The sequence below is a fragment of the Actinophytocola xanthii genome (assembly GCF_001921205.1).
Classification (GTDB): Bacteria; Actinomycetota; Actinomycetes; order Mycobacteriales; family Pseudonocardiaceae; genus Actinophytocola; species Actinophytocola xanthii.
Genome location: NZ_MSIE01000100.1, coordinates 17,097 through 28,660, shown reverse-complemented (window position 1 = coordinate 28,660; position 11,564 = coordinate 17,097). Strand labels below are relative to the sequence as shown.

Annotated in this window: 12 protein-coding genes; 8 read left to right on the top strand and 4 right to left on the bottom strand. The window is 71.2% G+C overall.

Annotation, left to right across the window (positions count from 1 at the left end; all coding sequences use genetic code 11):
* Positions 1 to 41: 41 nt before the first annotated feature.
* On the bottom strand, positions 42 to 620 hold the full coding sequence (locus BU204_RS35080; RefSeq protein ID WP_075130118.1) for a TetR/AcrR family transcriptional regulator: 579 nt from the start codon (positions 618 to 620) through the stop codon (positions 42 to 44).
* 92 nt (positions 621 to 712) lie between these two features.
* Here BU204_RS35080 and BU204_RS35075 point away from each other — a divergent pair, with 92 nt between their 5' ends.
* From BU204_RS35075 to BU204_RS35065, 3 genes are read left to right on the top strand one after another with little or no spacing between them, the layout of a single operon-like run.
* Positions 713 to 1,627, top strand: coding sequence for a TIGR03564 family F420-dependent LLM class oxidoreductase (locus BU204_RS35075; protein ID WP_075130117.1), 915 nt, complete (start codon positions 713 to 715; stop codon positions 1,625 to 1,627).
* 34 nt (positions 1,628 to 1,661) lie between these two features.
* Positions 1,662 to 2,714, top strand: a complete 1,053-nt coding sequence (locus BU204_RS35070; RefSeq protein ID WP_075130116.1) for a threonine aldolase family protein — start codon at positions 1,662 to 1,664, stop codon at positions 2,712 to 2,714.
* 9 nt (positions 2,715 to 2,723) lie between these two features.
* The gene (locus BU204_RS35065; RefSeq protein WP_075130115.1) at positions 2,724 to 3,851 is read left to right on the top strand and encodes a serine hydrolase domain-containing protein; all 1,128 of its coding nucleotides are present in this window, start codon (positions 2,724 to 2,726) and stop codon (positions 3,849 to 3,851) included.
* A 61-nt stretch (positions 3,852 to 3,912) separates the two neighbouring features.
* On the opposite strand, the gene BU204_RS35060 is transcribed toward BU204_RS35065, so the two are convergent.
* Positions 3,913 to 4,683: a GNAT family N-acetyltransferase gene (locus BU204_RS35060; RefSeq protein WP_075130114.1), complete on the bottom strand. Its 771-nt coding sequence runs from the start codon at positions 4,681 to 4,683 to the stop codon at positions 3,913 to 3,915.
* A 77-nt stretch (positions 4,684 to 4,760) separates the two neighbouring features.
* Here BU204_RS35060 and BU204_RS35055 point away from each other — a divergent pair, with 77 nt between their 5' ends.
* From BU204_RS35055 to glyA, 3 genes are all read left to right on the top strand, one after another.
* The gene (locus BU204_RS35055; protein ID WP_075130113.1) at positions 4,761 to 5,186 is read left to right on the top strand and encodes an uL11 family ribosomal protein; all 426 of its coding nucleotides are present in this window, start codon (positions 4,761 to 4,763) and stop codon (positions 5,184 to 5,186) included.
* Positions 5,187 to 5,192: 6 nt separating this feature from the next.
* Positions 5,193 to 5,576 (top strand): CGNR zinc finger domain-containing protein, encoded by a 384-nt coding sequence (locus tag BU204_RS35050; protein WP_075130112.1) that lies wholly within the window; start codon positions 5,193 to 5,195, stop codon positions 5,574 to 5,576.
* A gap of 179 nt (positions 5,577 to 5,755) precedes the next feature.
* Positions 5,756 to 7,018 carry a serine hydroxymethyltransferase gene (glyA, locus tag BU204_RS35045; protein WP_075130111.1) on the top strand — a complete coding sequence of 421 codons (1,263 nt, stop codon included), beginning with the start codon at positions 5,756 to 5,758 and terminating at the stop codon, positions 7,016 to 7,018.
* A gap of 1 nt (position 7,019) precedes the next feature.
* On the opposite strand, the gene BU204_RS35040 is transcribed toward glyA, so the two are convergent.
* Positions 7,020 to 8,576, bottom strand: coding sequence for a glycoside hydrolase family 10 protein (locus tag BU204_RS35040; RefSeq protein WP_075130110.1), 1,557 nt, complete (start codon positions 8,574 to 8,576; stop codon positions 7,020 to 7,022).
* A 175-nt stretch (positions 8,577 to 8,751) separates the two neighbouring features.
* Between BU204_RS35040 and BU204_RS35035 the strand changes: the two genes are divergently transcribed.
* Positions 8,752 to 9,276, top strand: a complete 525-nt coding sequence (locus BU204_RS35035) for a MarR family winged helix-turn-helix transcriptional regulator (RefSeq protein ID WP_075130109.1) — start codon at positions 8,752 to 8,754, stop codon at positions 9,274 to 9,276.
* On the top strand, positions 9,276 to 10,952 hold the full coding sequence (locus BU204_RS35030) for an MDR family MFS transporter (protein ID WP_083661907.1): 1,677 nt from the start codon (positions 9,276 to 9,278) through the stop codon (positions 10,950 to 10,952). Before BU204_RS35035 ends, BU204_RS35030 begins: the two co-directional genes overlap by 1 nt.
* Positions 10,953 to 11,021: 69 nt before the next feature.
* On the opposite strand, the gene BU204_RS35025 is transcribed toward BU204_RS35030, so the two are convergent.
* Positions 11,022 to 11,516 carry an inorganic diphosphatase gene (locus BU204_RS35025; RefSeq protein ID WP_075130120.1) on the bottom strand — a complete coding sequence of 165 codons (495 nt, stop codon included), beginning with the start codon at positions 11,514 to 11,516 and terminating at the stop codon, positions 11,022 to 11,024.
* Positions 11,517 to 11,564 lie beyond the last annotated feature (48 nt).

The window sequence follows — 11,564 nt, the reverse complement described above, 5'->3', positions numbered from 1 at the left end:
GCCACACCCTACAACTGCCAACGAACTACCGACTCAGGACACTAGCGCACGTCAGGGCCCGATTCACGTCCACTGGGCAGCAGGAGTCCGTCAACAGCGAGCGCCAGCAGGTCGGCCGCTCGGGTCGCCGGGTCGGGTAGTGACTCGGTGGTCAGCGATATGCCGTTGGCGAGCTGTAGGACGTCGTCCACTGTGGCGTTGGGATTGACCGAGCCTTCTTCCCGCGCTCGGGCGAGGAGTCGCCCCGCCGCCGTCCGGATCATCTTGTGCGGCGAGAACTCGGAGTCGTAGCCGGTCAGGGCGGGGCCGAGGCCGCGGGCGGTGGCCGCGTGCGCTACGACGTCGCCCAGCCACGTCGCCAGGGCCGCCCCGGCGCTCCCCGCCGTCAGTAGCTCCTCCGCTTGGTCGCACAGCGCCTGCACGCGATCCCGTAGCACCGCCTCCAGCAGCTCCGCCCTGCTGGAAAAGTGCCGGTGCAGCGTTGCCGACCCGACCCCCGCCCGGCGGGCGATCTCCTCCAGCGACGCCCCGGCGCCGGACTCCGCCACCACCGCGCCGGCCGCGGCCACCAGCTTGTCCCGGTTGCGGCGGGCATCCGCCCGCCGTCGGGGTTCTGCCATCGGAACACCTTCTTGCTAAGTGGGGTACAGCCCCCATATCTTAGTCGACAATAAACGGGGGTAGTGCCCCACTTGAGGCAGGGAGACGAAGGATGCGGATCGGGATGGCCGTGGGCGAGGTGCGTGGTCCGGTCACGCTGGGCGGCGTCGTCGACCAGGTACGGGTGGCGGCCGACGCCGGGTTCGCCACGGCCTGGTCGAGCCAGGCACTGGGCTGGGACGCGCTCACCGCGATCGCCGTGGCGGGGACCGCCGGCGTCGACGTCGCCGTGGGCACGGCGGTGGTTCCCGTTCCCCAGCGGCACCCGATGGTGCTTGCCGCCCAGGCGCTCACCGTGCAGGCAGCGGTCGCGGGACGGCTGACGCTCGGGATCGGCGCGGGCATCGGCGCGATGGTGTCGGGGATGTTCGGCCTGCCTGCCGACCGGCCCGTGCGGCGCATGCGCGAGTACCTGACGGTGCTCGGGCCACTTCTCCGCGGCGACACGGTCGACCACCGCGGGGAGACCCTGACCGCGGTGGGTGCGGTGGCCGCCGCCGGCGGCGTGCCGGCACCGCCGGTGCTGGTCGCGGCGATGGGGCCACGGATGGTGCGCCTGGCGGGCGAACTGGCGGACGGGACCGTCACCTGGATGACGGGACCGAGAACCCTGGGCGAGCACATCGTCCCGGCGATCACCAGGGCGGCGGCCGGGCGGCCGGCACCCCGGGTCGTCGCCGGCCTGCCGGTGTGCGTGACCGACATGGCCGAGGACGTCCGCGCCCGCATCGCCGAACGGTTCGCGCTCGCCGCGCAGGTGCCCGAGTACCGGGCGACCCTCGACCGGGAGGGCGCGACCGGACCGCAGGACGTCGCGATCGTCGGCACCGAGACCGAGGTGGCACGCTCGCTCGCCCAGCTCCGCGACGCCGGGGTCACCGAGCTCATGGCCGCGCCCTTCGGAACCACCGACGAACAGGCGCGAACTGTCGACATCCTCGCCGAACTGACCGAACGGGCCGGCTGACCGCGACGCGCCCGGCGGAAGGCAGACTCGGCGCATGGATTTCCGACGGTCCCTGGTCAACCACTCCCCGCTGCGCAGGCGCCCGGAGGTCATGCTCCGCCGGATGCTCGACCGCGTGTCCGCGGACACCACCGTGACCGAGCCCGTGGCGGAGCTGGAACAGCGCGTCGCCGAGCTGCTCGGCAAGCCGCGGGCGCTCTTCTTCCCCACCGGCACGATGGCCCAGCAGGTCGCGCTGCGCATCCACGCCGAACGGACCGGCCGCCCGGCCTTCACCGCTCACCGGACGAACCACCTCGACCTGTGGGAGCAGCGCGGCTACGCCGTCGTCCACGGATTGCGGTACGTGCCCGTCGGGGACGCGCACCGGCTGCTCACGCTCGAGGACCTCACCGCGGTCGGCGAGCGGCCGGGCACGCTGCTGCTCGAGCTGCCCCAGCGGGAGATCGGCGGCGACCTCCCCGCCTGGGACGACCTCACCGCCCAGCTCGACTGGGCCCGTCGGCACGGGGCGGCGACCCACCTCGACGGCGCCCGTCTCTGGGAGGCGCAACCCTTCTACGACCGGCCCCACGCCGAGATCGCCGGCCTGTTCGACACCGTCTACGTCTCTCTCTACAAGGGACTCGAAGGCATCCGGGGCGGTCTGCTCGCCGGCGAGGACGACCTGATCGCGGAGGCCGAGGTCTGGCGGCAACGACTCGGCGGCGCCGTCCCGGATGCCTGGCCGCTCGCGCTCGCCGGGTTGGTCGGGCTCGACGAGCAGCTCGACCGCATGCCCGCGTTCCGCGACCACGCGGTGGCCGTGGCCGCCGCGATCTCCGCCGACGGGACCGCCGCGGTGGTGCCGGACCCCCCGCGCACACCGCTGTTCCACATCCACCTGCCGGTCCCGCCCTACGCCGCCCGGCGGGCGAACCGCGAGATGGTGGAGGAGCACGGCGTCCAGGTGCTCACCTACGTCCAGAGCCAACCCCTGCCCGACCGCTGCGCGTTCGAGATCACCGTTGGGGAGAACGCCATGGCGTTCTCCCCGGAGGAGTTCGTCGAGCTCCTCCGCGAGCTGGTCGAGCGCGCCTGCTCCTAGGCTCTCGCTATGGCCAGTGGAACCGTGGTGCCCGGGTTCGAGCGCGTTCGCGAGGTGTTCGAGGCGAACTTCGCCAACCACGGTGAGGTCGGCGCGGCCCTCAGCGTGTACGTCGACGGCCGGGAGGTCGTCGACCTGGTCGGCGGCACCGTCACCCGCGGCGGGGAGCCCTACACGCGCCGCACGCTGCAGATGGTCGCCTCGGTGACCAAGGGCGCCCTGGCGATCTGCGCGCTGCGCCTTGCCGAACGCGGGGAGCTCGACCTCGACGCCCCGGTCGCCCGGTACTGGCCCGAGTTCGCCGCCGCCGGCAAGCAGGACATCCCGGTGCGGTGGCTGCTCACCCACCAGGCCGGGCTCCCGGCGGTCGACGCGGTGCTGCCGATGACCGACCTCCTCGCCTGGACCCCGATGGTCGACGCGCTCGCCGCGCAGGCCCCGCTGTGGGAGCCGGGCACCGCCCACGGCTACCACGCGATCACCTACGGCTGGCTCCTCGGCGAGGTACTCACCAGGATCACCGGCCACGCCCCCGGGGAGCTGCTCGCGCGGGAGGTCGCCGGCCCGCTCGGCATCGAGTTCCACGTCGGACTCGCGGAGTCCGAGATGGACCGCGTGGCGCCGATGATCCCCGCCGAACCCACCCGCTCGCCCGATCCGATGGCGCTGTTGCTCGCCGACCCGACCACCCTCACCTACCGGGCCTTCCTGGTGCCGAACGGGCTCCTCACGGCGTTCAACGAGCGCGCGCTGTGGGCCGCGCAGCTGCCCGCCCTGAACGGCATGGCGACCGCCCGCTCGCTGTCCACGATGTACGCGGCGTGCATCGGCGAGGTGAACGGCGTGCGCCTGCTGTCCCCGGCCACCCTCGAGGCGGCGACCACCCCGCACGCCGAGGGCCGCGACCTGGTCACCACGTTCGAGACCCGGTTCGGCCTCGGTTTCCAGCTGGCCTCACCGCTGCGCCCGATGGCCGGGATCGGGTCGTTCGGCCACTACGGCCTGGGCGGCTCGGTGGGCTTCGCCCACCCCGCGCGGCGGCTCGCGTTCGGCTACGTGGTCAACCGGATGATGCCCGGCGGCATGGTCGACCCCCGCTCCTCCGCCCTGATCGAGGCGGTGCTCGAGGCGCTGTGACCCCTGACGAAGACCATCACCGAGGGGGACGGGGTGGTCCACCGACTCGGCGGGTGCCGGGTCAGGCGGGCGTGAACGGGACAGTCGTGGTGAGCTGCCGGAACCCGAGGCGCTCCAGCACCGGACGGCTGGCCGGCAGGGCGTCGGTCCGCAGGTAGGTGTAGCCGCGTTCGGCGGCGAGACGGGCGCGGTGGGACACCACGGCCCGGTAGATGCCCCGCCGGCGCCACTCGGGAAGCGTGCCGCCGCCCCACAGGCTCGCGAAGTCGGTACCCACGTGGAAGTCGACCCGGGCCGCGCAGACCGGCTCGCCGTCGGCCAGCGCCAGCACCGCGGCGAGCGCCTCGGGGTTAATGCGCAGCCGGGAGCGCATGCTCGCCACCATGGCCGAGTGGTCGCCGCCGAACACCTCGTCGTGGACCTGGCGCACCTGGTCCAGCTCGGCGTCGGAGCCGACCGTGCGGATCTCCACCCCTTCGGGGAGCGGGGTCTCCACCGGGACGTCGGCGACCGCGGCGATCATCAACGCCTCCTCCTCGCCGGGGACGAGGCCGGCGGCACGCAACCGGTCGGGCAGGTCGGCCGGCTGGTCGTAGGCGTAGTACTTCCACTCGATCTCCCGCCCGCGGGCGACGAAGTACTCGATCTGCTCGGCGATCACCGCGTCGGCGGACGAGGAGTCCAGATCGGACCACTCCACGCCGTTCCAGCCGTCGACCTCCGGGCTCAGGCAGCGGATCACCCGGCCCGCCCGCTCGAACGTGCCGCCGTCGAGCGTCGGCCGCACGACGTCGCGCAGCTGGGCGTGGAACGCGGCGAGCAGGGGGTCCATACCTGGTAGTGCAGCACGCGGTGCAACCGGTTTTCCGACTTGAGTTTCACGTAACGTCAATTCCTAGCGTCCCCGGCATGCCACCGAAGAAGAAGCAGGCCTTCCAGGTCACGATCGAGATGCCGGCCGGCGACGCGCCCATGATGGACCTCGGCAAGATGCTCGGCCAGACCGGCGTGAACCTGGTGGAGGTCAAGCGTTCCTACGACGCGAGCACCGCCGGCCAGCGCGGCGACCTGGTGCCGGCCGTGATCACCGTGTTCGAGGACCGCACGTTCGAGCTGCGGCTGAAGACCCCACCCACGTCGTTCCTCATCAGAAAGGCGTTGGGCGGCAAGGGATCCGCGCGCCCGGGACACACCGGAGCCGGCCAGCTCACCTGCGCCCAGCTGCGTGCCGTGGCCGAGCGGAAGCTGCCCGACCTGAACACCACCGACATCGAGGCGGCGATGCGGATCGTCGCCGGCACCGCCCGGTCGATGGGGGTGTCCGTAGCGGACTGAAGAGGTATGAGACCGGCCGCGGTGCCGCCCTTCCGAACCCTGGACCCTGCCCTGGCGACGGCCGAGCGGCTGCTCGCCGGGCCGCCCCTGTCCGATGTGGTCGACGCCCTGCCCGACGAGCACGCCGCCGCGGCGAGGCTGAACGCGCTGCTGGCGGCGGTCGGGGTCGCACCGCGGCTGCGGGCGTCGGCGGAGGGGTGGCGCGCGGTGTACGTGGACGCGACGGGAGAGGAGGGCGAGCTGGCCGCCGCTGCCGCGGCGCTCGTCGCGCTGGTGGCGGTGGCCGGCTGGTCACGGCTGAAGCGGTGTGAGACGTGTGACACGCCGTTCCTGGACCGGACCAACGGACGGAGCCGGCGCTGGTGTTCCCCCCACCGGCCGAGGTCGTGACCGGCTTGGCCTCCGGCCCCCGGTTTCCAGCGTATCGGTGGGGACCGACGGTGGCGGGGGTCGCGGGGCGAGGCGGGCTCGGGTGCGGGTGGGGCCCGCGTCACCTGCGGGAGCAGGGCGTGGGCCGGGCCGGATAACCTTGGTGGTCGCTCGTCACACCGTTCTTGGAGGCACCCACGATGCACCAGCCGGCGATCCCGCACCTGGCCGAGGCCGACCCCGAGCTCGCCCAGCTCATCGAGGGCGAGGCGAAGCGCCAGTTCGAGAAGGTGCGGCTGATCGCCTCGGAGAACTACGTCTCCACGGCGGTGCTCGAGGCGACCGGGACAGTGCTGACCAACAAGTACTCCGAGGGCTACGCCGGCAAGCGGTACTACGAGGGCCAGCAGTTCATCGACCCGGTCGAGGTGCTGGCCGTCGAGCGGGCGAAGGCACTGTTCGGCGTCGACCACGCCAACGTGCAGCCCTACTCCGGCTCGCCGGCCAACCTGGCGATCTACCTCGCCCTCGTGTCGCCGGGCGACACCGTCATGGGCATGGGGCTGCCCGCCGGCGGGCACCTGACCCACGGCTGGAACGTTTCCGCGACCGGCAAGTGGTTCCGCGCCGTCCAGTACGGCGTGCGCAAGGACACCGGCCGGATCGACATGGACGAGGTCCGCGACCTCGCACTGGCCGAGCGACCCAAGATGATCTTCTGCGGGGGTACCGCGATCCCCAGGACCATCGACTTCCCGGCGTTCGCCGAGATCGCTCGTGAGGTCGACGCCGTGCTGGTGGCCGACATCGCGCACATCGCGGGCCTGGTCGCGGGGGGTGCGCACCCCTCACCGGTGGGCCACGCGCAGATCATCTCGACCACGACCCACAAGACGCTGCGCGGCCCGCGCGGCGCGATGCTCCTGTCCGACGCCGAGCACGCCAAGGCCCTGGACAAGGCCGTCTTCCCCGGCCTGCAGGGCGGTCCGCACAACCACACCACCGCCGCCATCGCGGTGGCCCTGGGCGAGGCGGCCCGGCCCTCGTTCCGTGATTACGCGGCCGCCGTCGTCGCCAACGCCAAGGCGCTGGCCGAGGCGCTGGCCGCCCGCGGCTTCGACCTGGTGTCCGGCGGCACGGACAACCACCTGATCCTGATGGACGTGACCGGCAAGGGCATCGCCGGCAAGCCCGCCGCCAAGGCGCTGGACCGCGCGGGCATCGAGCTGAACTACAACACGGTTCCGTTCGACCCGCGCAAGCCGTTCGACCCGTCCGGCCTGCGGCTCGGCACCCCGGCGATCACCACCCGCGGTCTGGGTGTCGACCAGATGCCGCAGATCGCCGAGTGGATGGACCGGACCGTCACCGCGGCCAACAACGGCGACGACGCGGCGATCGACGCGATCGCGGCCGAGGTCGCCGAGCTGCTGGCGGCCTACCCGATGCCGGGGTGGGCGTAGCTCAGCCGACGGGCCGGGGCAGACCGCCCCGGCCCTCGTTGTGCACGCGGTCGAGCGCGGTGACGACGTAGGTCAGCGGCCCGCTCGGCGCCTGCTCGTCCAGCAGCGACGGCCGTACCCCCGCCCGCAGCGTGGCGATCCGGTGCCGGGCGTCGACCAGCGCGCACTGGGCACCGCCGCTGCGGACCCGGTAGACCGCGTACTCCCGCGTTCGGCGGTCGGTGGCCTCCCAGCGCAGGAGGACCCCCTCCTCGGTGCGGACAGCCGTGGTGACCACCGGCGGTCGCGGTCCGGGTGCGACGAGCCGGTCGGGGGTCGGTGCGACGGCCGGGTGCCGGTAGTGCTCGGCCTGGACGATGTCCATGTGCCCCAGGGCGTTCCTGCGCACCTGGACCGCCGAGAAGTAGATGTCGCCGCGGACCTCGGGGTAGGCGCGGTTCAGCGTCAGGTGCCGGCTCATCTCCTGGGGGTCGTGCCAGGGCGGGCCCTGCCCGGGCGCGGCGACCTTGTAGTTCGCCTGCCCGACGTACAACGCGACGTCCGTGCCCGCCACCACCTCTGACCACCAGGGCACGAGCCGCGCATAGTCGGCCACCGCGAATCCGATGTTCCAGTACACCTGGGGCGCGATGTAGTCGACCCACTCCATCCGCACCCACTTCCGGGTGTCGGCGTACAGGTCGTCGTAGGTCTGGACGCCACCCTGGGTGGGCGAGCCGGTGGGGTCGGTGGAGGCGTTGCGCCAGATGGCGAACGGGCTGATGCCGAACCCCACGTACGGCTTCTCCGAACGGATCCGGGCCGACAGCCCGGAGACGAGCAGGTCGATGTTGTTGCGCCGCCAGTCCGCGACCGTGGCGAACCCCGCCCCGTACTCGGCGAACGTCTCCGCGTCGGCGAACGTCTCCCCGGCCACGGGGTAGGGATAGAAGTAGTCGTCGAAGTGCACCGCGTCGACGTCGTACCGGCGTACCGCGTCCATGATCGTGTCGATGGTGTGCTCGCGGACGGCCGGAATGCCCGGGTCGTAGTAGAGCCGGCCCCCGTACGGGACCACCCACTCCGGGTGCACCCGCGCCGGGTGGGTCGGCACCAGAGCGTTCACGTCGGTGTTCATCGAGACCCGGTACGGGTTGAACCAGGCGTGGAACTCCAGGTTGCGCTCGTGCGCCTCCGCCACGGCGAACGCCAGTGGGTCGTAGCCCGGGTCGACGCCCTGCGTCCCGCTCAGCCAGCGCGACCACGGCTCGAACGGGGAGGGCCAGAACGCGTCGGCGGTCGGCCGCACCTGCACGACGACGGCGTTCAACCCCAGTTCGACCGCCTCGTCGTACCAGCGGACCAGCTCCGCCTGCTGGGCCTGTGCGGACAGACCGGGGCGGGACGGCCAGTCGATGTTGTTGACGCTCGCTACCCACTCGGCGCGCAGCTGCTGCTTCGGCGCCGCGGGGTCGGGCGCGGGACAGCGGACCTCGGCTAAGGACCAGCCGGCCGAGGCCGATGGGGTGGCCAGCACCCCGGCCGCCACGGCGAGCAGGGCGCAGACGAGGCGTCGCATGTACCGAGTGTGACGCCTCGAGGTCCGCTATGCCCGAAATTCTCTGTTTGCGCAGGTCAGAAAGGTTGCGCTGGGACTCGTGTCACAGATTATTCAGTTGCTACGGAAGCTGGCGAGTGCGATGCTTGTATCGAGCAACTAGTTGGATGATGCAAGCAAATTGGGGAGTGCAGTCGTGGTCGCAGGGGGATCCGGAGCGCCGGCCGCCGAGCTGACCGACGCCGACACCGAGGTCGGTCGCCGGTTGGCCGGTGCCATGTTCGGGCTCGGCAAACAGCAGGCGAGCCTGGCGCACCGGATGAGCAAGACGGGCGTCGACCGTTCGACGATCGTCCTGCTCAAGCACATGGTCGCACTGGGCCCGTGCCGGTCGAGCGAGCTCGCCGTCGCGGTCCACTCCGACCCCTCGACGGTCTCCAGGCAGGTCGCGACGCTCGTTCGCGACGGTCTGGTGGAGCGTCGGGCGGACCCGGAGGACGGCCGCGCCAGCGTGCTGGCGCCGACCGAGACGGGCCTGGAACTGCTCGAGGAACAGCGCAGGCGGCTAGGGCTCGCGCTGGCCAGGGTGGTTCGTCAGTGGGAACCCGAGGACGTGTCCCGATTCCTGGAGTTGCTCGAGCGTTTCGTGGCTGACCACGAACGCGCCTTGCCGATGCTGATCAGCGAATGCGCGACCGCGCGTTCCGAAGGGGAGAACTGATGTCCGAACCAACCTCGCGCGCTGTGCCCGAGGTGGAGAGTCCGTCTGCGGGGGGACGGAACGCACTGTCGCACCGGGAGATCATGACGGTGCTCGCCGGGCTCATGCTCGGCATGCTCCTGGCCGCGCTGGACATGACCATCATGGCCTCCGCGACCAAGACCATCGCCGACGAGTTGCACGGCCAGACCATCCAGGCCTGGGTGACCACCGCGTACCTGATCACCTCGACGATCTCCACGCCGCTCTACGGCAAGCTGTCCGACATCCTCGGTCGCAAGCCGATGTACCTGGCCGCCATCACGCTGTTCCTCGTGGGCTCCGTCCTGTCCGGGTTCGCGAACTCGATGTACGAGCTCGCCGCGTTCCGCGCGGTGCAGGGGCTCGGCGCCGGTGGCCTGATGTCGCTGGCGCTCGCGATCATCGCCGACCTCGTGTCGCCGCGGGAACGCAGCCGGTACCAGGGCTACTTCATGGGCATCTGGGGAGTGTCCAGTGTGGCCGGACCGGTGGTCGGCGGCTTCTTCGCCGGTGCCGGCACCTTCCTCGGCATCGACGGGTGGCGCTGGGTGTTCCTGGTGAACGTGCCCATCGGCGTCATCGCGCTGTTCGTGGTCGCCAGGTTCCTCAACGTGCCGCACCGCAGGGTCAACCACCGCGTGGACTACTGGGGGGCCGCTGCGTTGACCGTCGCGCTCGTGCCGCTGCTGATCGTCGCCGAGCAGGGCCGCGAGTGGGGCTGGAACTCGACCGCCGCGATCACCATGTACGTGGTCGGTGTCCTCGGCATCATCGCGTTCGTGCTGGTGGAGCGCGTGATGAGGGACGAGGCGCTGCTCCCGCTGCGGTTGTTCCGCCGGCCGGTGTTCTCGCTGACCAACATCGTCAACTTCATCATGGGTATCGGGATGTTCGGCATGATGATGTCGCTCCCGCTGTACCTGCAGATCGTCAAGGGCGCGTCGCCGACCGAGTCGGGTCTGCTGACCCTGCCGATGACGGCGGGCATCCTCGTCGCGTCGATGGGCAGCGGCATCCTGATCTCGAAGACCGGACGCTACAAGCGGTTCCCGATCATGGGGTTGGGCTTCGTGTCGGTGTCGATGTTCCTGTTCGCCCAGATCGGCGTGGACACCCCGATGTGGCAGACGATGCTGGTCATGGGCCTGGCCGGGCTCGGGCTCGGGCTGTGCATGCAGACGCTGATCCTGGCCATCCAGAACGACGTGCCGGCCAGGGACATGGGCGTCGCCACCTCGTCGGCGACGTTCTTCCGCTCCATCGGCGGCACGGTCGGTACCGCGGTGTTCCTGTCGATCCTGTTCAGTGTGGTCGGCAGCCGGATCGCGGATGCCTTCGCGAGCGTCCGGCAGGACCCGGCGTTCCTCGCCGCCCTGCAGCAGAACCCGGACTTCGCCGCGCGCCTGCAGAGCGGTGAGCTGGACCTGAACAACACCGAGTTCCTCAACGCGATCGACCCCACGCTGGCCCGCCCGGTGCTGACCGGTTTCGCCGAGTCGATCGACACGGTGTTCCTGGTCGGCGGGTTCGTGACGCTGGTCGCGTTCGCGCTGGCCTGGTTCCTCCGGGAGGTCCCGCTGTCGGACAAGTCGGGCATCCAGCGGGTGGCCGACGACGACGACGCGGCCACGGCGACTCCGGCCGTCGTGCACTAGCCGAGATCGGGGGAGGTGAGAGCCCCGCACATCCGAACAGGGTGTGCGGGGCTCGCCTTCGTTCGAGGGTCAGTGGTCCTGGCCGGAGTCCTTGAGCCGCTGGTAGGAGCGGATGATCTCGGCCTCGGCCTCGGTGCGGCCGACCCAGGTCGCGCCCTCGACGCTCTTGCCCGGCTCGAGGTCCTTGTAGACCTCGAAGAAGTGCTGGATCTCGAGCCGGTGGTACTCGGCCAGGTGGTGGATGTCGCGCAGGTGCTCGGTGCGCGGGTCCTCGGCGGGGACGCACAGGACCTTGTCGTCGCCGCCCTTCTCGTCGGTCATGCGGAACATGCCGATCGCCCGGGACTTGATCAGGCAGCCGGGGAACGTCGGCTCCTGCACGAGGACGAGCGCGTCGAGCGGGTCGCCGTCCTCGCCGAGGGTGTTCTCCACGAATCCGTAGTCGGCCGGGTACTGGGTGGCCGTGAAGAGGGTCCGGTCCAGCCGGATGCGACCGGTCACGTGGTCCATCTCGTACTTGTTGCGCTCGCCCTTGGGGATCTCGATCGTTACGTCGAACTCCACGCTGCCCCTCGCTCGGATCGGCTCGTTCTGCGGTGCCATTAGTGTGAA